17 protein-coding genes are annotated in these 22451 nt (G+C 46.8%); 16 read left to right on the forward strand and 1 reads right to left on the reverse strand.

What is annotated here, in order from left to right; genetic code table 11:
* Nucleotides 1-13: 13 nt before the first annotated feature.
* The 3 genes from MKX75_RS10230 (at nucleotide 14) to MKX75_RS10240 (ending at nucleotide 1835) form a co-directional block, all read left to right on the forward strand.
* Nucleotides 14-802 (forward strand): polysaccharide deacetylase family protein, encoded by a 789-nt coding sequence (locus tag MKX75_RS10230; RefSeq protein WP_076330505.1) that lies wholly within the window; start codon nucleotides 14-16, stop codon nucleotides 800-802.
* A 224-nt stretch (nucleotides 803-1026) separates the two neighbouring features.
* Entirely contained in the window at nucleotides 1027-1233 is a 207-nt protein-coding gene (locus tag MKX75_RS10235; protein ID WP_062835973.1) for a YwbE family protein, read from the forward strand.
* Nucleotides 1234-1235: 2 nt separating this feature from the next.
* A complete protein-coding gene (locus MKX75_RS10240) occupies nucleotides 1236-1835 on the forward strand; it encodes a DUF4269 domain-containing protein (RefSeq protein ID WP_083679421.1) in 600 nt (199 codons plus the stop codon).
* A gap of 21 nt (nucleotides 1836-1856) precedes the next feature.
* Here the strand turns inward: MKX75_RS10240 and MKX75_RS10245 are convergent, their stop codons facing one another.
* The gene (locus MKX75_RS10245; protein ID WP_076330506.1) at nucleotides 1857-3266 is read right to left on the reverse strand and encodes a hypothetical protein; all 1410 of its coding nucleotides are present in this window, start codon (nucleotides 3264-3266) and stop codon (nucleotides 1857-1859) included.
* A gap of 341 nt (nucleotides 3267-3607) precedes the next feature.
* On the opposite strand from MKX75_RS10245, the gene MKX75_RS10250 reads away from it, so the two are divergent.
* The 13 genes from MKX75_RS10250 (at nucleotide 3608) to MKX75_RS10310 (ending at nucleotide 22434) form a co-directional block, all read left to right on the forward strand.
* Nucleotides 3608-5407, forward strand: a complete 1800-nt coding sequence (locus MKX75_RS10250) for a sensor histidine kinase (RefSeq protein WP_076330507.1) — start codon at nucleotides 3608-3610, stop codon at nucleotides 5405-5407.
* The gene (locus MKX75_RS10255) at nucleotides 5382-6995 is read left to right on the forward strand and encodes a helix-turn-helix domain-containing protein (protein ID WP_062833698.1); all 1614 of its coding nucleotides are present in this window, start codon (nucleotides 5382-5384) and stop codon (nucleotides 6993-6995) included. The genes MKX75_RS10250 and MKX75_RS10255 overlap by 26 nt, the downstream gene beginning before the upstream one ends.
* A gap of 185 nt (nucleotides 6996-7180) precedes the next feature.
* Nucleotides 7181-8167 carry an ABC transporter permease subunit gene (locus MKX75_RS10260; RefSeq protein WP_076330509.1) on the forward strand — a complete coding sequence of 329 codons (987 nt, stop codon included), beginning with the start codon at nucleotides 7181-7183 and terminating at the stop codon, nucleotides 8165-8167.
* 17 nt (nucleotides 8168-8184) lie between these two features.
* Nucleotides 8185-9093: a carbohydrate ABC transporter permease gene (locus MKX75_RS10265; RefSeq protein ID WP_076330510.1), complete on the forward strand. Its 909-nt coding sequence runs from the start codon at nucleotides 8185-8187 to the stop codon at nucleotides 9091-9093.
* Nucleotides 9094-9224: 131 nt separating this feature from the next.
* Complete coding sequence (locus tag MKX75_RS10270; protein WP_062833701.1) at nucleotides 9225-10754, forward strand: ABC transporter substrate-binding protein; 1530 nt, start codon at nucleotides 9225-9227, stop codon at nucleotides 10752-10754.
* A gap of 182 nt (nucleotides 10755-10936) precedes the next feature.
* Nucleotides 10937-11635, forward strand: a complete 699-nt coding sequence (locus MKX75_RS10275; RefSeq protein ID WP_339169504.1) for a hypothetical protein — start codon at nucleotides 10937-10939, stop codon at nucleotides 11633-11635.
* Nucleotides 11636-11937: 302 nt separating this feature from the next.
* The gene (locus MKX75_RS10280) at nucleotides 11938-13692 is read left to right on the forward strand and encodes a sensor histidine kinase (protein ID WP_339169505.1); all 1755 of its coding nucleotides are present in this window, start codon (nucleotides 11938-11940) and stop codon (nucleotides 13690-13692) included.
* A gap of 72 nt (nucleotides 13693-13764) precedes the next feature.
* On the forward strand, nucleotides 13765-15393 hold the full coding sequence (locus MKX75_RS10285) for a response regulator (protein ID WP_062833704.1): 1629 nt from the start codon (nucleotides 13765-13767) through the stop codon (nucleotides 15391-15393).
* 123 nt (nucleotides 15394-15516) lie between these two features.
* Complete coding sequence (locus MKX75_RS10290; RefSeq protein WP_062833705.1) at nucleotides 15517-17202, forward strand: extracellular solute-binding protein; 1686 nt, start codon at nucleotides 15517-15519, stop codon at nucleotides 17200-17202.
* Nucleotides 17203-17392: 190 nt separating this feature from the next.
* Nucleotides 17393-18283: an ABC transporter permease subunit gene (locus MKX75_RS10295; RefSeq protein WP_062833706.1), complete on the forward strand. Its 891-nt coding sequence runs from the start codon at nucleotides 17393-17395 to the stop codon at nucleotides 18281-18283.
* Nucleotides 18284-18312: 29 nt separating this feature from the next.
* Nucleotides 18313-19191 (forward strand): carbohydrate ABC transporter permease, encoded by an 879-nt coding sequence (locus tag MKX75_RS10300; protein ID WP_062833707.1) that lies wholly within the window; start codon nucleotides 18313-18315, stop codon nucleotides 19189-19191.
* 33 nt (nucleotides 19192-19224) lie between these two features.
* Nucleotides 19225-20310 (forward strand): arabinogalactan endo-1,4-beta-galactosidase, encoded by a 1086-nt coding sequence (locus tag MKX75_RS10305; RefSeq protein WP_339169508.1) that lies wholly within the window; start codon nucleotides 19225-19227, stop codon nucleotides 20308-20310.
* A gap of 51 nt (nucleotides 20311-20361) precedes the next feature.
* Nucleotides 20362-22434 (forward strand): beta-galactosidase, encoded by a 2073-nt coding sequence (locus MKX75_RS10310; protein ID WP_339169510.1) that lies wholly within the window; start codon nucleotides 20362-20364, stop codon nucleotides 22432-22434.
* Nucleotides 22435-22451 lie beyond the last annotated feature (17 nt).

The following is a 22451-nucleotide window of genomic DNA, read 5'->3' on the forward strand; positions in this document are numbered from 1 at the left end:
GTGAGGACACAACATGAACCTGAAGGCAGCCCGATTCATCGGATTGTTCACGCTGATTATTGTGCTGGGCAGCAGTTCTGCGTATGCGAAGCCTGTACAGAAGAACCGTCAGTATTATGAGGAACGAGGAGAGATCGTGTGGGAGGTTCCCACACAGGATAAACTCATCGCCCTGACGTTTGATGATGGACCAGATCCGATTCAGACCCCGCAGATTCTGGCGTTGCTCCAGCAATATCAAGCCAAAGGAACCTTTTTTGTACTTGGAAAATGGGCAGAGAAATTTCCTGAACTGATTAGGCAGGAGCAGCTCGAAGGGCATGAAATCGCCAATCATACGTATGCGCACACGTATGCAGTCCGATCAACAGGCGCGGATAAGTACATGAACGATATGAACGCAGCGGAAAGTTCCATCATTGAAGCAGGTGCGGAGCGTCCATTGTTGTTCAGGCCACCGGGCGGCTACTACAATGACATGGTCATTCAGGCTGCCAAACAAAAAGGGTATACCATTGTCCTTTGGTCATGGCATCAGGATACACGCGACTGGGCTTCTCCAGGTGTATCGGCTATCGTTAACAAAGTGTTGAAGAACGCACGTAATGGGGATATTGTACTTTTTCACGATAAGGTGGAAGGCAAGTCGCATACGATAGCAGCACTTAAAATGATTCTGCCTAAACTGCAGCAGCAGGGATATCGATTTGTGACGGTATCTGAACTACTTGCTGTGAAGGCACGCGAAGCCGCGAAGGATGGAACTTCACCTTCGTCTTTGTTGAAACATGTACAGCCCTGAACATGACATTTGAATCAAAAGCCGCTGGCCTCGATATAAAGGGACCGGCGGTTTCTTTCTATTGGTCTCCCATATGTCTCCATATAAATGTAGAACTAGAAGTAGGAGGTTGTTGTCCGCATAGCTTTCGTTTTGAAACCAAAACGTCTACAATAGATGGAGCTTTGTGATTAAAGGTTATATAGTACACATGATATGTATTAAACATAGAGGGAGTGAATATGATGAATGGACAACAACGAGTAAATATTAAACCGGGTCTGGAAGTGGACATCGTGCTGAAGCAGGATCAAGCTACAGGCAAGCTGACACGTGGCATTGTGAAGGATCTATTAACCAAGTCCCCTACGCATCCACACGGAATCAAAGTACGACTGACGAGCGGCCAAGTAGGACGTGTGAAACAGGTCATTGCAGGAGGCTCGAACTAACTGTGGTCAAAAGCGGGGAGATGATCACTACCGCAGATGTAATGGCTCATCTATCTACAGGTAACGAACGTCAGCAGGACGCAAACCGCGTGTTAAAGAGCAGTGGACTGCTTGATATATTAGCTGACTACCATCCGTATCCAGCAGGTACAGTACCGATTGATATTGATATTCCGGGCAGTGATCTGGATCTACTGTGTTATGCAGAGGATCTGGATGCCTTTGTAGCTGAGATACACAATCGAATCGGAGCCGTTGCTGAGTTTCAATGTGTACGTGGTGGGGATCTTCCAGACCAACGTCCTTATGTGACTTGTAATTTGCAAGTGGGACATTGGCCTATGGAGATTTTTGCCCAATCCGTTCCAGTTAACAGGCAGAATGCATACCTACATATGATCGTGGAGTGGAGATTGTTACAACTGTGGGGAGACGCGGGACACCGTGAGATACGCAGACTGAAACAGGCAGGGTGGAAGACGGAGCCTGCTTTCGCTTCTGTACTTGGACTACGGGGAGATCCCTATGTGGACATGCTGCATTTGGCAGAGATGAAGCGTGAAGATCTCTGGAACTGGGCACGTTCACGCACGTCTTTTTAAACGGTTTAACCTAACCTTTGGTCAGATCAGAAAGATGGCTACAATCGTCGTTACCGCGAGTCCCAGCAGCACAGGCTTGAGGTTGCGTCTTGCAAGTTCAAAAGGACTGACTCCGCAGATCGCAGCAGCAGGAATCAATGCCCATGGAATCAAGGTTCCGCCACCTACCCATATGGCTGCGACCTGACCGAGTGCGGTCAGCACAGGAGCGGAATCTGCCGACCCTGCAAACATGGACGCAATCGAGCCAACCAGGGAAATCCCTGAGAATCCCGAACCATCCATCCCCGTGACCGCTCCGGTCACCGTCATTGTAATGGCTCCCACCGTATCATTCAGTGGCACCAGTCCAGCAAGTGCAACCCCGAGATCATTCACAATTCCGTGTGAACCTTCAGGAAGTGGATTGTGGAACAACTCCGTAATGGCAGCATCCCCCAGATAAAAGAACGCGGCTATCGGAATAACCGGGCCGAATACCTTGAAACCGAACTGAAATCCTTCTATTAAATAGTTGGTCGTTTCTTCTGGTCCCGCATGTCGATGTGCGGCCAGGGTGACAGCGATCAGTATAACCACAGCAGTCCCGCCAATCAGAGCTGTTGCGTCACCACCTTGCAGCTTCAATACAAACATCAGAATCACATCCACTGCGAATAACAGAGGGATAAGCAGAGCGAATGCTTTTTGCAAACGGGGTGACATGGCTTGACGTTCGACTGACAGATTGCCAGGTAGAGAAGTAGACACAGCCTCTGACGAGGAGGGAGGTACCGTTGTCACTGTACCTGATTTCATCTCTTTGCGCAGCATCCAGAAGGCTGTAAGTGTAGATACCGTTCCCATGACAATGACCAGAGGTATGCTGGCCGTCATGACGGAAGTAACCGGTATACCCGCCGCATCAGCTGTAAGTTTGGGAGCCCCCTGAATAATGTAATCCCCTGACAGTGCAATCCCATGTCCGAACAGGTTCATCGCAATGGCAGCTCCGATCGGAGGAAGCCCTACACGTACCGCTACAGGAAGCAGTACAGCACCAACCAGGGCTACCGCCGGAGAAGGCCAGAAAAAGAGCGATACGACCATCATGATCAGTCCAATCCCCCAATATGCCACCTGAGGAGAACGGATAAACCGGGTGACAGGTGTCACCATGACTTCATTAATGCCAGTTCTGATCAGAACACGGCTCATCGCCACAATGATCGAGATGATGAAGATCGTACTTAGCAATTCTTTCGTCGCATAGATAAAACTGCTGAAGATCCCAGCAACTGACCCGCTTAAGGTTTCCGTTGCCAGAAGTCCAATGGTCATAATACCCGCGACACAGATGATGGTGGTGTCCCTGCGCCGGATCATTACCGCAATGATCAAGACGATAAATGCCAGGTAGACATAGTGTAACGCAGTGAGTTGAATATTCATCGAACAGGCCTCCCTACATCCTGGTGACAAACCCGAGGAGTGATATATCGTATGCATGTCAAGATCGGGCGTTCGTGGAGTTCGGGGCTTGCCGCAGCATTTATTTTTAGGGAGAGTGTTCTGAGCTATAAATGAAGGATTTTTTTTACAACTGGAGAATTTATTACAATATGAAGCGTGTTATCCAAACTTGGAGCGGATAGAAGTCACCAGAATTGACATGTGCAGGTCACGGGACCGCATAGACAATGGCAACCAGGGGTGATTACAATAAACATGCCATCATAAGGAAGAAAATAGAAAAAACTATGTTGAACTAAAAGGGCGGGAATCCATAATCTATGAGTTTAATCCGTTCACTTCGTTTTAAGTTTATTGTGGGACTTACATTGATCATGCTGCCACTGTTCATGCTGCTCTATTACAACAACGTCTACGCCATGAAAGTCGTACGTGACAAGGTATCTCTCACCAATATGAATCATCTTGCCAAGAGTGTGGAGCAGAATGAACGTGTATTACAGGAGACGAATCGGTATTTATATAGTCTGGGCGAGCGGGACCCGGATATTATCTCCCTTTTTTTTCTGGAATACGGCAGTGGCGATTATATCATTGCGAAGCAACGCATTATGAATAAATTCATGACAGATATCGGTTTCTATAATCTGATCGATTCCTTTTTTCTATATGATGCCGTTAATGATGATCTGCTGCTCGCCACTTCGGGCAATTACGATGTCAAAAAGTCGGTTGTGCAGGAGAGCATGCCGGTCCAAATGCAGCAGTTGGAAGGCGATATCCAGAAGCCAGAATGGAGCATCGTGCGTGGGGGAACGTGGAATGCGCTGGTGAAAACGGTGCGAATCAACCAGCAGTTCTATGCCGGTGCACTGGTTGATATGAATGCACTGAACCACACACAACAGTTCACAGAATCCGGTGATAGAGGAGGCGCAGTCATTGTTGGATCCGACGGTGGGGCATTATCGGATTCCACATTGAACACTGGACAGATCAAGCTTGCTGCCGCACATCTTCCCGGTCTGAAAGACCCGTATCAGGTGATCTCTGAAGTTATGAACAAGGGAGAGGCACGTCAATATTTGATGCTGGGCATTGCCTCAGCCATGTCCGAGATGAATTATATCGTGCTACTGCCTGAGGAGGACATGATGCGTAACCTCCCGTTCTTCCAGCAGATCATTCGTCTGCTTCCCATTGGTGCGGCGGTAATTCTGGTTACTGCACTGATCTTTTTGCGACAACTGTTATTCCGTCCGATGAATTCACTGATCCGGGGTATGAGAAGGGTGAGCCGCGGAGATCTCGATGTGAAGCTGGAGCCGCCATCTTCCTCGGAACTTGAATTTATGACGCGAAGCTTCAATCAGATGACCAGCGAGATCCGGCATCTCAAGATTGATGTGTATGAGGAACAATTACGGACGCGCGAGGCAGAGTTCAAACAATTACAGATGCAAATTAATCCTCACTTTTACCTGAATTCACTTAATATTATTCATAGTCTGGCTTCCTTGCAAAAGCATGAGCTGGTGCAGCAGATGGCTGGCCATCTGGCTGATTATTTCCGATTCAGCCTGCGTGCAGGCAAACGTGTTATTCGTCTGGATGAAGAGCTGGAGCACATTCGTCATTATTTAGAAATTCAGAAGCTGAGGTTTCCAAGCCGGTTGGATTTTGAACTGGATATTGAACCGGATCTCGGAAAGTATGTGATTCCGCCATTGACGATTCAGCCCTTTGTGGAGAATGCCATTATTCACGGATTTCAGCGGCGAACGCAGCCATTTTTCATTCGGATTGTGGCTTGCCGTGGGAAGATGTTATCTGGTTGTCTCGAACAGACGGTGCTTCAACTGATGATTGTAGATAATGGTGTCGGATTTGATGAGGAACTGCTGGAACGTCTACAGCAGGGACAATACGCTGAAGACCCGGGTGGACAGCATATCGGTATATGGAACGTGGCTCATCGGCTGTTAGTGAAGTATGGTGATCAAGCCAGCTTACAGTTTAGAAATGAGGCGGATAACGGCGCTGCAGTCATCATTGATTTACCCGCTCAGACCGAAGAGGAAGAAGGGGGAGCCTATGCGGAACCTGTTGATCGTGGATGATGAAGTGTATGCATTACAAGCGATGGTGGAAGGTGTTGACTGGCATGCGGCCGGCATTGACCAGGTGTTCAGTGCTTGTGATGCAGAAGAGGCAAGAAAGGTCCTGAAGACAAGTGCCATCGATATCATGATCTGTGATATTGAGATGCCTGGCGAAACAGGGCTTGATCTGCAGAGCTGGGTGCTGAAACATGATCCAGGCATGTTGACGATTTTCCTGACAGGGCATGCGTTGTTCGATTATGCTCAGACGGCCATTAAGCTGAACAGCTTTGATTATGTATTGAAGCCTGCTCCGGCAGATCATTTGATCAAGGTGGTAAGCCAGGCGGTGGAGAAGATCAAGGATGGAGAGCAGCGCACACGTACCAACGAAGTTTATGAGACCGTATACAAACGCTGGAAAACCCATAAACCGCTACTGACAGAACGTTTCTGGAAAGATGCTATCTCTCAGCGCATCACGTTAACCAAACAACGGCTGCAAGAGCTCGCAGAATTGTATGGTGCCGAGATTGATCCACAGGCACGTGTGTTACCCATTGTGATCTCGGTAGAGGAGTGGGTGCGTGAATTTGATTTGCGTGATGAAGAGGTATTAGAGTATGCCCTTCGTAATGCAGCGAGAGAAATGTTGCTTGGCGACAAGCCGGGTGAGGTGTTTCAGGATCATAGTGGATTGAATATTGTGCTTGCTTACGAGCAAGATGGCATGATACCAAGTGCGAGCGAAGTGGCAGAACGTTGTCAGGTGTACATTCAGGAATGTGGTACGTATTTCTACTGCCGGTTGTCCTGTTATGTTGGTGTTCCGGTGGCTGTAACGGAGCTGCAAGGCATGTTAAATGAACTGATGGATATGGAACGGCGCAATATTAAGGAGCTTGAAGAAGTCTTTGTCTACGATGAACGGGGTAGAGATCAGGAAGATCGCTTTTTGCCGATTCCGTGGTTTTCGGAGTTATCTATTCTTTTTGAAACGGGTAAAGTTGGGGATTTGCGCGAGCGTGTGGATGAGATCTTCGAGTTGCTTGCTGCTCAGGAAGGATTGTCTCCTGAAATGCTGCGTCTATACTATCATGCGATGTTGCATGTGGTCTATCCGTTGCTTCATCAGAAAAATGTATCCATACGCAGTCTGTATCCAGGGGAACGTGAGCCGGAAGAGAGTGTAGTCACAAGGTCATTGCCACAGTTGAAGCTGTGGACGTCTGATCTGATTGATCGTGTCATCCCGGTGTTGTACCCGGACGATCACAGCCCAATGACCATTGTGGATCAGTTGTGTATTTATATCGAAACGCATATTGGCGAAGAACTCATGCGAGAGGAACTTGCAGCGTTTGCCGGGTTCAATCCTGCCTACCTATCCCGTTTGTTTCGGAAGGAGAAGGGGATGTCCTTATCCGAGTTTATCCTGCAAGGCAGGGTAGCCAAAGCGAAGACATTACTGTCCCAGTCCACCGTCAAAGTGACGGATATCGCTGGCAAGGTGGGCTACTACAATTACTCGCATTTCACCAAAATGTTCAAAAAGTGCACAGGTATTACACCACAGGAGTTCCGCAAACAGTCACGTACCGTATAACTCATGGCGCAGTATGCTGCGCCTTTTGTTTTGTTTATTTTGGCACTAAAGTCATAATTTGATAAGTTAACAGGTCACCACAGCAGATAGAGGTCTTCCTCGCCCCGCCGTATACTTGAACCACAGGAGCCGCAACGGAGCTTCATCCTGAGGAAGAATTCAAGAGGAGTGAGGGAGAACAAGTTATGAAGACACAACCCGAGGCGGGTAAGGGAGTACGGATATCGGAAATACCGGGAGGAACGGTCCGAAAGCGCAAGTCTGTGTGGCACAATCTTGGCAAATTCAAGGTGCTGTACCTCATGTTTTTGCCAGGCGTCCTGTTTCTGCTGGTGAACAACTATATGCCGATGTTCGGCGTTCTGATCGCATTCAAAAATGTAAACTATGCTGATGGTATTTGGGGCAGCCCGTGGAGTGGATGGGACAATTTCAAATATTTGTTCTCGACCAGTGATGCATGGGAAATTACCCGGAATACACTCGCGTATAACACCGTGTTTATTGCACTCAATCTCTTTGTAGGTGTCGGACTTGCTATTCTGCTTAATGAAGTGAAGAACAAGGCGATGTCCAAGTTGTATCAATCGCTCATGCTACTGCCATACTTCCTGTCCATGATTGTGGTCAGTTATCTGGTACTGGCTTTCCTGGGCAAGGATTCAGGCTTCATGAACTCTACCATTCTACAGATGTTCGGCGGTCAGCCGATCGACTGGTATTCCGAGCCGAAGTATTGGCCGTATATTTTGCCACTGGTGAATACGTGGAAGAATATCGGATATTATGCTGTCATCTATCTGGCAGCTGTTGTGGGTATCGATGAAGAATATTATGAAGCTGCCATACTCGATGGGGCAACCAAATGGCACCAGATACGCTTCATCACCGTTCCGTTTCTCGTACCGTTGATCGTCATTATGACGTTATTGCAAATAGGCCGTATATTCTATGCAGACTTCAGTCTGTTCTACCAGGTTCCACTGGAATCCGGAGCTCTGTTCCCTGTAACGAATGTACTGGATACCTATGTATATCGAACGTTCCTTATCGGTGGAGATATCGGGATGTCATCCGCAGCGGGTCTGTACCAAGCGGTCGTCGGATTCGTACTGGTTCTTGTATCCAATACCATCGTTAGGCGGATGGATAAAGATAATGCATTATTTTGAGAGGAGGCAAGTCAGCTGTGAAATCACGTGATCCACTAGCCGTATCGAAGCGTTCCGCATCCGTTATTCATGCGATGTTTCTATTCTATGCCATTGCCTGTATCGTGCCGATCCTGCTTGTCTTCGCCATCTCATTCTCGGACGAGACAACAGTTATAGCAAATGGGTATAAGCTTATTCCAGAGAAGTTCAGCCTGACGGCCTATGAGTTTCTGTTCAGAGATATGGATCAGATCCTCCATTCCTATGGTATATCCTTTATCGTTACCGTTGTGGGTACCATTACAAGTGTCGCTCTGACTGCACTGTATGCGTATCCGCTCTCACGGAGAGATCTGCCTTATCGTGGTTGGTTTGCATTTTTCATCTTCTTCACAATGTTATTCAATGGGGGGCTGGTACCTTGGTACCTGGTCTATGTCAACGTATTGGATCTGAAAAACTCCATACTGGCACTCATTATGCCACTACTGCTATCCCCATTCTTTGTACTGGTCATGCGTACATTCTTCGCGAACTCCATACCGGTATCCATTCTGGAATCGGCTCGAATTGATGGTGCAGGAGAATTGAGAACGTTTACACGTATCGTGCTCCCGCTCTCCCTTCCGGTAATGGCAACTGTCGCGTTGTTCAGTACACTCAATTACTGGAATGACTGGTACCTTAGTATGATTTTTATATCGGATAACCGGACGATCAGCCTTCAGTACCTTATGTACCGGACGCTGCTCGATATTCAATATCTTACAACCAATTCCAACGTCTCTTCACAGATTTCGTCGCAGGGTGGATTGCTGAATCTGCCGAACAAAACACTGCAAATGGCGATGGCTGTGGTCGGTATTGGTCCAATTGTACTGGCCTATCCATTCTTCCAGCGTTATTTCATCAAAGGTCTTACGGTTGGCGCTGTGAAAGGATAACTCTGGCCGGTTAGCGGAGTGGGCATGGTAAATGAAGATGGACTGAAAGGGCATATATAGAAGTTGCTATGGGTTTAATTGTGAATTGGGGAAAGTGCTGTACGGTTTAACACATGACAGGAGGGGTTCAATTGGTTAGATCATTAAAGGTATGGTCACGCATGATGGCAACGGTTATGGCGCTGAGCCTGGTGCTGGCAGCTTGCTCATCAGACAAAGGTGGAACAACAACACCAGCAGCCGAAGGCGGAGGAGCAAGTGAGGGTGGAGGCAAGCCCTATGAAGTTACGCTTTTCTACCCGGGGACACCACAGAAGGATGTCGCTCTGGTGGAAGCCGAGATCAACAAGAAGATGGAACCGAAGATCGGGGCCACGCTCAAGATCAATGCGATTGACTGGGGACAGTGGGATAACAAGCTGAATCTCATGATCTCCTCGGGCGAAAAATCAGACATTATCTTCACAGCGGCTTGGCAGAACTACACGGTGAATGTAGCCAAAGGCGCATTCTTGCCACTGAATGATCTGCTTGATGCGCATGGTCAGGATATCAAGAAAAACCTGGACCCTGCTTTTCTGGAAGGTTCGCAGGTGGATGGCGTGAACTACGGTGTTCCTACAAATAAGGAACTTGCTGCCACACGTGGCGTGCTGGTGCGTAAAGATCTGGCTGACAAGTATAACCTGGACCTGACAGCTGTTAAGACATGGGCTGATCTGGAGCCGCTGCTCAAAACAATCAAGGAAAATGAGCCAGCGATTACACCATTCTATATGTCCAATACCAATGGTAACGGGCTGTTGGAGAATCTGGATTGGGATTATCTCGGGGATGCTTCCGTACCTGGAGTAATTTCCAAAACAGCAGGCGGAACAACGGTGCTGAATGAAGTGGAGACCCCAGAATTCAAAGAAGCGGCGGAACTCGCTCGCAAGTGGTATCAAGCGGGATATATCAACAGTGATGCTGCGACTTCCAATGTGTTCCCGAAAGACCAGGCGAAGGCTGGAAAAGCATTTCTCTGGACGGATGGTATGAAGCCAGGCAAGGATAAAGAAGAAGAAGGGTATGTGGGTTTCCCACTGACTCAGATTGAGATGACACAGCCGACCATTACGACGGGTGATGCATCTGGAGCAATGCTCGCGATCTCCCGTTCTTCAGAGCAACCGGAGAAAGCGATGCAGGTCATTAACCTGCTGCATTCCGACAAGGAAATTAACAACTTGCTGAACTTCGGAATTGAAGGCACACATTATGTGAAAAAAGACGGACAGGATAATATCATTGCTCTTCCTGACGGGGTTGATGCCAACAGTCGTACCTATAATCCAGGTGCACAGTGGCAGCTCGGTAACCAGTTCCTGAACTTCCTCTGGGATAATGAAGATCCGCAGAAATGGGAAAAGTTCAAAGAGTTTAACGCCAAAGGTGTGAAGTCGCCAGCACTGGGCTTTACGTTCAACAGCCAATCTGTCAAAAATGAAATTGCAGCGGTCAACAACGTGAACAAACAGTTCAAGCCAGGTATGACATCGGGTGCCGTAGATCCGAACGAGATGATTCCGAAATATCTGGAAAAACTCAAAGCAGCGGGCATTGATAAAATCATTGCTGCCAAACAAGAACAACTCGATGCATTCTTGGCTAAGCAATAAATGATCGTCAGGCCATGACAGAGAGCCTATTGTTACTACAAGCTCTTGTCAGCGGTGAATATGGAGGACGTTTTCGGTGAATAACCGAAGACGTTCTTTTTATTGTTGTTTTTTTGATTTGGATTGTTAATCATAATTAGGAAAAATATGATATAATCAGGTGGTTGATTGGGGGTGTTCGTGTGTCGAGAACCAGACTTGTGTTCTCTGGGGCTTTATTGCTTTTTGCAATCATCTTTACATTTAACCACCATCTTGGTTTTTCTGTTGGAGATACCATGCTGTCAGCAATAGGTATATCCCCGTATACTACATCTTATTTAAGTGGTGTTCATATCACACTTTTCCTCGGATTGGGGATCTTCGCGTGTGGGTTCTACCTTACTCGCAAAGAGATTGGGAAGTCGTTCCCGGGTCTTGCTCAAGGGTTATGGATCATCGTTCTCGCTATCGTTCTCAGTTATTCGTACATGACGGATAAATTCATGTATGTAGCCAAGTGGGGAGCTGAAGGCATTGATGGTGTATCCTATGTACAGAATACAAGCTCCTGTTCTTATAATGTCCGAAGTAATGGTGAGACCCGAGCAACCTGTGATCTGACACTCAAAAATTACGGCAGAGCGTCCGTGTCCGCTGTGCTATTGCCTGATCTCGCGCGCAGTTACAAGTTTAAGGACGACCCACTATATGAAGCATTGCAGTCTGTGCAATTAAGACCAGTACATATTGAGATTGGACGCCATGGAACATTTACGGGCGAGTTGGAGTTTTACGGAAAAGCGGAAGCTCCGCTGCTCGTCAATGGGAAACTTATGGATATTGTGCTGGATGTAGGCGTGGATGGTGCGAATACGGTGTTTGATTATGATATTCCATAGTTTATATCTTTGTAGAAGAAACAGAATGAGTACATAAACAGAACTAGAATAAGGTTTATTTGAATAGAAAGATTAAAGATGTATACTGAAATCGGGATAGAGAGCTGGCTAATCGCTGGCTCTTTTTTTGCGTGGAAGTTGTAATTAGTGCAGAAATATTGGTTTTGTCTCCTTTCCCCTTGAATTGGTAACGCTTACGCTAGATAATGGGAATCAGTTTGTCTCAAAAAAATAGTTTGTCTTTACCGCTTACATCATTACAATTAATGTCACGACAAATAAAGACAAGGTGAGATGAAAAGATGTCATATCGGACAAATCTGTTTTCCAAAATGGTCATTCTAATTCTAATTATGCTAATTCCAGTTGTGCTTCTGTACTGGTACTCCAATCACAAAACGACAGCTGTTCTCAGAGATGAGTTGAATCGATCCAATAGCAACCAGCTTGAATTTTTCCAGAATCAGGTGAACACACACATCGAGCTGTTATCCTCATGGCCGAACCTGCTCATACATGATCCTGATATTGCGAGCTTCCGACGAATTTATGCGGACAGTAAATATTTTGACCTAGATGCTATTAATTTGGTTAAGCGTATTCAGAATAAGCTGAGTATTCAGGAGAGTTCATCCAATTGGGCGACAAAGTTATATCTGTATTCCCCTTCGCTGGGCAGGGTGGTTTCCGAAAGGGACGCACGTTCTTACGATAAAGAAGCGCTAAGGGAAAATATCAGTTCCGGCTGGGATGTACGCAAAATTCAGGATGGGGAAGATGATCGGTTCATGTTTAGCTGGATTACGGTATCCCCATACGGCATTAAAGACCCGGTTAATAATGCGGAAACGATTATCAAACTGGAGTTTGATAGTGACAACATTCGGGATATGCTCGACAAATTCAAGGACGATGGCAGACATGATCCATTCTATTTCCGAGAAGAATCGGGAGTTATCTATAACCGGACTTCAGATCGTTCACTAACGAATCAGTTGATGGAAGAACTGTCCATCCATAAACTTCAGGACGTGGATAATCGTACAGTGGTGATCGGGAACGAGCCTTACATGGTCAACACTGTGAAATCCAGTACAACAGGCTGGTATTTGGTGGACTATATGCCTCTATCAGATATTTTGAAGCCCATTCATCAATCAAATATGCTGTTCTATTCTTCCATGATTTGTTTGTTGTTGATGAGTTTTGGTGTGGCGTACTTGTTATATGTGCAGGTGCAGGTGCCAGTGAAACAACTCATTCGTGGGTTCCAGCGCTTGAAGCAGGAAGATTATTCCGTGAGGATTAAGCCAAAGGGCCGCAATGAATTCAGTTTTCTGTCTGAACGTTTCAACTTGATGGTGGAGCAGATCCAACAGTTGTTTGAACACGTTTACCTGGAACAGATTCATGTGCGTGAAGCCCGATTGAAGCAGCTGCAATCGCAGATTAACCCGCACTTCTTCTATAATTGCTTCTCCTTCATTACGAGTATGGCGAAGCTGAAGCGCATGGACGCCGTTGTAGCGATGTCGCATAACCTCTCACGATATTATCGGTATACAACAAGACAGGAACGGGACGTGGTACCGTTGACAGAGGAGATTGAATTTGTCAGCTGTTATCTGGAGATCCAACGGATGCGTATGGACCGCATTCATTACAAGCTTGATCTGTCCGAAGAGATGCTTAGACAGGAAGTACCGCCGCTGATCGTGCAGCCACTGGTGGAGAATGCGGTGATTCACGGTATTGAAGCGGATGCGGAAGCTGGAGAAATAAGAGTATCCGGGGAAAAACAGGGCGGTGTTATGATTCTTGTCGTAGAAGATGATGGGCAAGGCATGACGCAGGAGGCGCGTGAGGCACTTTCCAATAAGCTCAGGGGAACGATGGATCAGGAGATGGGCTGTGGCCTGTGGAATGTGAATCAAAGACTCCAGCTTCGATATGGGGAGCAGGCAGGGATTGATATAACGGAATCGGAACTTGGTGGATTACGCGTTACACTGTCTTGGCCGGCCGAGCAGGAGTATCTTCTGGAGAACGAAGAGTAAACATCTGGAACATGTAGCGCATGTTGAAAAATAGAATCCACTGTAGAACGAACGAGATAGGGAGTGACTAGCTTGATAGATATACTGCTGGTAGATGATGAAACGTATGTAACAGAAAGTCTGGAACTCACGATCCCCTGGGGAGAACTTGGAGTAACGACCGTGCTGCGTGCAGCTTCAGGAAAAGAAGCATTAGAGATTATGGAGGAGAATGCAGTAGACATCGTAGTCACGGATATTCGAATGCCTGGCATGTCGGGACTGGATCTGATTGCAGAGGTAAGCAAGCGCTGGTCTCATATTCGCTGTATCTTGCTGACGGGTCACAGTGATTTTGCTTATGCGAAGAAAGCCATTCAATTGCAGGCAGCGGATTATATCCTCAAACCCGTTAACGATGATGAGTTTATGGGATCGGTTTCAGCAGCCATCACATCTCTTCGCGATGAGTGGGATGAATTCGATAAATATCACCGGCTCTTATACAGCCGGAAGTCTGACTATAAGATTTTACGGGAAAATCTCATGCATGATCTGCTGCTTGGTCGTGAGATAACGGCGCGGGCACTTCGGGAACAACTGCAACAATATGAGATCCATATTGATCCGGAACAACCGGCAGTGATGATGCTGATTCGCCTTACGGGACGCTTCTCGTCAATGGACCAGCAATCCCTTGATCTAATGGATTTTGCCGTAGGTAATATAGCGGAGGAAGTACTCGGAGAGCAATTTAACGTGTGGTTTGGTCGCGGACCCCATGAGTGTCTGGTTATGTTTTTACAGAGTCAGGGACAGATTGAAGCTCCACAGATGAACTTGGAAACGTTGAGAATCTCTGCTGAAACTTTCCGTGAGCATGTTATTCGATATTTGCAGGGAGATCTGTCCATGGTGGTTACACCATCATTTCCCTTTAATGAGTTGACAGCAGCGTATAGAAAAAGTCTGGGTTCCCTTGTCCTTTCCGGACCGGAAGAACACCAGATTATATACATGGACATGGATCAGGCACTTAGCAAACGACCGGACAATGATGCGACCCAGGCGCTCGAAGAGCTATACAAGCCGCCTGTACTTCCGCAATTGCTTGAGACCAAGCAATGGGAAGCGGCAGCACGCAAGCTGAACACGGTCTTTGATGCAGCCGAACAAGTACGTTTGTCGAGAGAACATGTGTATGAGATGTATCTGTCCGTAACCAATGCATTTATGTACATCGCTCATAAACAGGGACATCTGGTACATGAGATTGATCATGCGGGATTCGATCTGCTCCTTGCTCATCAGTTAATTCAGTCTCCTGAGAAGCTGCGGCGATGGGCAACCGAGATGCTGGCGAAACTTCAGGAAGAATTGTCTGATCAGGAAGGTGTGCAGAGCCGCAGACATGTGATCAAGCAGGTTCAGGAACTGGTGACTAGAGATACTGGGCAGGATCTGTCGGTGAAGATGATTGCGGACAAGGTATATTTGCACCCTGTATATCTATCGAAGATTTACAAGGCAGAGACGGGGGAAGGTCTTGGGGATTATATGATTCGTATGCGCATGGAGCGTGCGCTGTATTTGCTCAAGAATAGCAACAAAAAAATATACGAGATTACGAGTGAGCTCGGCTATCAAAATCCGCAATATTTCAGCAAAATGTTCAAAAAGCATTATGGCATGACACCCAATGAATTTCGGGATCAGGCATAATTTCAACAACATTCCAGAATATAGGTTGGCAAAGGTGCAGAAATCTTGATTTCGTATCATAGGCTCAAAGGCCTGGTCAGCCTATAATGAAAGGGTAACCAAAACGATTTAAGGGGGAACAACATGAGAGCGCAATCAACGAAAAAGAGATTCTTGACGCTTCTCGCTACAACGCTGTGTCTAACTGTCGTTCTTGCAGGATGTTCAGGAGGCAGTGGGGGCGGAGATAGTGCCACACCAAGTACATCTGGAGTTGAAAACGAATACAAAGAAAAATATGATCCGGAAGTAACCATTACGACTGCATGGGGAATTGACCCTGAGCTGAAGTTTAAAAATGGTGAATCCATGGAAAATAACGTGGCAACCAAGTGGGCCAAGGATCAATTCGGTATTAATATCAGTTCATTATGGTCTGTAACAGATACGAATGGGGCATTTGCAACCAAACTTCGCTTGGCGATGTCTTCTGGTCAAGATATGCCTGACATCGTAACCGTAGGTGATAACCTGCTTGCGCAGGATCTGATTGATTCCGGTATGTATCAGGAAGTGGGTCCACTGTTCGACAAATATGCTTCGGACACTTGGAAGAAAGCAATGGAGCAAGACCCTAACGTATGGAACCAATATAGTCGTGATGGCAAAAGAATGGGTATCCCTGTTCTGGACTACGCATACAACAATGATTACTTGCTCTGGATTCGCCAGGATTGGCTGGATAAGCTGAAGCTGGAAGCTCCAAAAACAATCGATGAGCTTGAAACCGTAATGGATGCATTCAAAAACCAAAACCCGGATGGATTGTCTCCCGATAAGGTCATCCCGCTCAGTATTGGTTTCAAAACATCCATGAACACTTGGATGGGAGACCCATCCTGGATCTTCGGAGCATACGGAACATTGCCGTTCCAATGGAATTTGGCTGCGGATGGCAAGCTGGAGTATGGCTCTATCAATCCCGGCATGAAGCAAGGTTTGACCAAATTGAGCGAATGGCTCACAAAAGGTTATATCCCGCAAGAAGCAGCTCTATGGGATGAAAACAAAACGGCAGAGCCAGCAGTTGCAGGTACAGCCGGCATTATTCCAGGTCCTTACTGGATGAGCGGATGGCCACTTCTGGATACAGCGAAAAACGTACCAAGTGCCGTTTGGAAACCAATTGAGATTCCAACTGGCCCTGAAGGTAAAGCGATGCGTCACGGTACACAGTTCGTTAATGGTGTTACGTTGATCAAGGCAGATATGGAACACCCTGAGGCATTCTTCACGTATCAAAACTACCTATTCGACAATTATGCAGACCCAGCACCAGGTAGCCCTTATGATAACGGTCTGTTTGCAGGCTATGACTATCAATTGGACGCTAATGGAAAACAAATGCCGATTGACGAGATCGAAGGCGGATACGTGAACGTTGTACGTTATTTGCTTGTTCGTGACGGTGCTCGTATTCCAGATGCACAAATGAAAGCACTCTTGAATTTGGCGGACGGCAAAGAGCCGGAAACGAAGTTGGAGAAAGATGTTGCTGTCAACTATGGTAAAGAAACGCCAGCGGCAGCGAAAGTGTTGCTGAGCCAAGAAGAAATTTCATTCAAAAACATGTTCACAGGTCCGACAACGAAGACGATGAAATCCAAGCTGGACTACCTGAATAAAATCGAGAATCAGGCATTTAACGAAATTATCTATGGCAAAAATCCGGCTGATGCGTTTGATACCTTTGTACAAACGTGGAAATCCGGTGGCGGTGACCAGATCACACAAGAGGTCAACGAATGGTATGACGGTGTGAAAAAATAGTTTTAAGCAGCGCCCAGACGATCGTCGTCTGGGCGCTTTTTTTGGTTTGTTCAGGCAGAAGCAAAGTGGTTGAATTTGTGCCATTTATATTGCTTTTATGTGCTGTTTGGACCCCGTAAAAGGTTGATATAATCGCATTATAAGCCACTCAGGGAGTACTTGAGTAGGAAGAAATACAGGGGGAGCAATCATGAGAACTTTGAAACGCACTTGGCCATTCCACGTTATGCTGTTGCCAGCCATTATCTTTCTGATCATCTTCAGTTATGTGCCTATGGGCGGGATCATTATGGCATTTCAGAATTACAAGCCATGGCTTGGGATTAGCGGCTCTGAATGGGTCGGGCTGGACAACTTTAGATATTTGTTTGAACGTGAAGACAGCTTACAAGTTATCTGGAACACATTGATTATTGCTGTACTTAAACTGATCTTCAACTTATTTATCCCATTTGTTTTTGCCATTCTTTTGAATGAGGTTCGCAAGATGGCTGTACAGCGAACCATTCAGACACTTGTCTATTTACCTCACTTCTTGTCCTGGGTCATTCTGGGCGGGATTTTGATAGATTTGCTGTCAACCGGAGGGTTGGTAAACCGGGTTCTGGGAACTTTCGGACTTGGACCATATTTCTTCCTCGGAGACAACAGTTGGTTCCGATCTACGGTCATTCTGACAGATGTGTGGAAGGAATTTGGCTATAACATGATTGTCTTTCTGGCTGCCCTTGCCGGAATTAATCCAGCATTGTACGAAGCAGCAGAAATTGACGGAGCAGGACGCTGGAAACAGACACTGCACATAACAATTCCTTCGCTCGTGCCGATGCTGATGGTTGTAGGTACACTGGCTCTTGGTAACGTATTGAATGCCGGATTTGACCAGATTTTCAACCTGTACAACCCGCTCGTATATCAAACGGGTGACATCATTGATACATTCGTATATCGTTCTGCGATGCAAAATGGTGAGATGGGCTTCGCAACAGCGATCGGATTGTTCAAATCAGTCATTAGTATGATCTTGATTCTTGTATCTTACAGCTTAGCCAAAAAATACGCTGGATACCGCATATTCTAATCGAATGAACAGAGAAAGAAGGGACCACGATGTATCATAAATCATTGCCTTATCGCGTGTTTAATATAGTCAATACCTGCTTTCTGATTTTGATCGCCATCATGTGTATCGTACCGATGATTCATGTACTGGCAGTATCCTTTAGTACGAAGGCTGCTGCCGATGCGAATCTGGTCAACCTTTGGCCTGTAGGTTTCTCACTCGAAGCTTACAAAAAGACGATGAACAATCCAATTTTCTTGAACTCGCTCTGGATTTCACTCCTACGTACAGTGATTGGTACAGCGATTACCTTGCTGATTACGTTCCTGGCGGCGTATCCGTTGTCCAAAGAAAATAGTGAGTTCAAAGGCAGAACAATCTACTCCTGGATTTTCGTATTCAGCATGATTTTCAATGGAGGACTTGTTCCATTCTATATGGTTATCCAGAAAATCGGGCTGATGGATTCCTTCTGGGTACTGGTACTCCCAGGGGCAGTTAACACATTCCTTGTCATCCTGATGCTGAACTTCTTCCGCGGTATTCCGAAAGAGCTGGAGGAAGCGGCGCTGATGGATGGAGCCAACCATTTCAGAACATTGTTCAGTATCTTCCTGCCGATCTCCTTGCCGTCGATTGCAACCATTGCATTGTTCAGCATGGTGTTTCACTGGAACTCATGGTTTGATGGATTGCTCTATATGAATAATGCCAAGGATTATCCACTTGCTACATTTATGCAAACGGTCATTATCGGACGTGACATGAGCAGCATGAGCATGAATCCAAAAGAGATGGAGTCTCTCTCTCAAACGACGGTAAGAGCGGCACAGATCTTCATCGGAAGTGCACCAATCTTGATTGTGTATCCGTTCCTGCAACGTTTCTTTGTTAAAGGTATGACGTTGGGCTCAGTTAAAGGCTGAGCCTGTATCACAAATTAAATGGAGGCTGATACAGTGAGCAACTTGGAGGAAAAGACATTCGTTCTGGGAATGGATGTATCTTTTATGGACGAGATTGAACAACATGGTGGGACCTACAGTGATGTGGACGGCAAGGAACAAGACTTGCTGTCCATCCTGAAGCTCAATGACGCTAACGCCATACGGCTGCGGATCTGGAATGATCCTGTAGGTGGGTTCTGCAATCTGGAGCGGACGGTGGCAGTAGCGAAACGGATTAAGGAGCAGGGCTTGCAGTTTTTGCTGGATTTCCATTATTCCGATCGGTGGGCCGATCCAGCTAATCAGTGGAAACCAAAGGCATGGGAACATCTCTCCTATGAGGAGCTTCAACGTGCGGTATGCACGTATACCGCTGATGTCCTGAGAACGTTGAAGGAACATGATGCTCTTCCAGACATGGTGCAGGTCGGCAACGAGATTACACCAGGCATGTTATGGAATGAGGGACGTGTCGGTGGGGAAGAGCACGATACGGATGAACAGTGGGAGCGTTTTGCAGGCCTTGTGAAGTATGGAATTGCTGCGGTCAAATCCGTTGACGCCGATATCCAGATTATGATACATATTGATCGTGGTGGAGATAACGCCGAGAGCCGCAAGTTCTACGATCGCTTTGAAGCACTGGGTGTGGAGTTCGATATCATTGGACTCTCGTATTATCCTTGGTGGCATGGCACACTCGACGCGCTACGTGACAATCTGCATGATCTGGCTGAGCGTTATGGTAAACCTGTCAATGTCGTTGAAACCGCTTATCCGTGGACGCTTGAACAGCCGGAAGGCATCGAATGGATTTTGAATCAGGAAGACTTGTTGTTGCCAGGCTACCCTGCAAGCGTAGAAGGTCAGACCAAATATCTGAAGGATCTGTTGCAGATCATTCGCGAAGTTCCTGGTGGTTTGGGTCATGGATTCTATTATTGGGAACCTGCCTGGATACCTAGTAAGGAAGAATGGTCCGTAGGACATCCGAATAACTGGGGTAACCTCACGATGTTTGATTTTAAAGGTCGTAAGTTGGAATCGTTTACAGCGCTCGCTGCTGTAGAAGAATCAGATGCAGAGACATACGTGTAATATCGTTGTATTCAATACAAATTGTAATTCAAAAGCAAGGGAGTTGTCCTTATGACATACAAATTTCCACCTGTAAGTTCCAAAGCCCCGCATATGTTGCATGGCGCAGACTATAACCCGGAGCAATGGCTCCGCTATCCTGAAGTTCTGGAAGAAGATATTCGCTTGATGAAGCTTGCCAAGTGTAACGTGATGTCCATTGGTATCTTCTCTTGGGTATCCCTTGAGCCGGAAGAAGGCTTATATACGTTTGAATGGCTGGATCAGGTCTTGGATCGTTTTGCAGCCAATGGTATCTATGCATTCCTGGCTACACCAAGTGGTGCGAGACCTGCCTGGATGTCCGCCAAGTACCCGGAAGTACTCCGTGTCTCTGAGAAACGGGTCCGCAACCTCCATGGTTTCCGTCACAACCATTGTTATACTTCACCGGTATACCGTGAGAAGGTCACTGCGATCAATACAAAACTGGCAGAACGTTATTCGGATCATCCGGCTATAATCGGCTGGCATATCTCGAACGAATTCGGCGGAGACTGTCATTGTGATTACTGTCAGGAAGCTTTCCGAGGCTGGGTTCAGAAAAAGTATAAGACACTCGATGAACTGAATCATTCGTGGTGGACCACATTCTGGAGTCATACAGTTACAGACTGGAGTCAGGTCGAGTCTCCGGCTCCACACGGTGAGACACAGGTACACGCGATGAATCTGGATTGGCGTCGCTTCGTTACCGATCAGACAGCTGATTTTATCGTGCACGAAACGAAACCATTGAAAGCTCAGAATCCAGATCTGCCGGTTACAACGAACCTGATGGAATTCTATGGTGGTCTGAACTATTGGAAGTTCGCCGATATTCTGGATTTCCTGTCTTGGGACAGCTATCCAACATGGCATGACGCAGATGACGATGCAAAACAGGCCTCCCGGATCGCAATGATGCATGACATCGTTCGTTCCATCAAAGGCGGACAACCGTTCTTGCTGATGGAAAGTACCCCAAGCTCAACCAACTGGCAAGAGGTTAGCAAGTTGAAAAAACCTGGTATGCATCTGCTCTCTTCTCTCCAGGCTGTGGCACACGGTTCCGATAGTGTACAGTACTTCCAGTGGAGAAAGAGCCGGGGGTCCAGTGAGAAACTCCATGGCGCAGTGGTGGATCATGTTGGAACGGAGCACACTCGCGTGTTCCAGGATGTGACGGACGTAGGTACAGCTCTTGAAGGCATGGAAGCTATTGTGGGAACAGCGGTTCCGGCAGAAGTGGCGATCATATTCGATTGGGAAAACCGCTGGGCTGTTAATGATTCACAGGGTCCGCGCAATATCGGTGTAAAGTATGAGCAGACGGTAGAAGAGCATTATGAAGCGTTTTGGAAAAAGGGAGTTGCTGTAGACGTTATCGATATGGATGCAGATCTGTCCAAGTACAAGTTGCTGATTGCTCCAATGCTCTATCTGGTACGTGAAGGTGTCGGCGAACGCATTGAGAAGTTTGTGGAGCAAGGTGGTACGTTTGTAGCGACCTACTGGTCCGGTATTGTTGATGAAAATGATCTGTGCTTCCTGGGTGGATTCCCAGGCCCACTGCGCAAGACGCTTGGCATCTGGTCTGAAGAAATTGACGGACTGCATGATCGGGATCTGAACGGAATCATTCCTGAGGAAGGGAACGAGCTTCAGCTCACTACAGCGTATGATGCAATTGAACTGTGTGATCTGATTCATCTGGAAGGCGCACAGTCATTGGCTACGTACCGTTCTGACTTCTATGCCGGACGTCCAGCATTGACGGTTAACCAGTTGGGTTCAGGAAAAGCGTATTACGTGGCGACACGTCTGAAAGCGCCATTCTATGATGATTTCTATGCGCAACTGATCGCTGACCTGAACATTGAACGTGGACTTGAAACGGAGCTGCCTTCCGGCACAACGGCACATACGCGTACAGATGGTACGGCTGATTATGTGTTTGTACAGAACTATACACCTGATGAGAAACTGGTTGAACTAGATGGACAGTCCTATACGGATCTGCTCAGTGGTGATGCTGTGGAAGCTAGTCTCAGCTTGCAACCATACGACATTCGTGTCCTTCGCAGACCAGCTGCCCGAAAATAATATACATTCCATTTATT

Origin of the sequence: Paenibacillus sp. FSL R5-0341, assembly GCF_037975235.1 — a bacterium.
Taxonomy (GTDB): domain Bacteria; phylum Bacillota; class Bacilli; order Paenibacillales; family Paenibacillaceae; genus Paenibacillus; species Paenibacillus amylolyticus_A.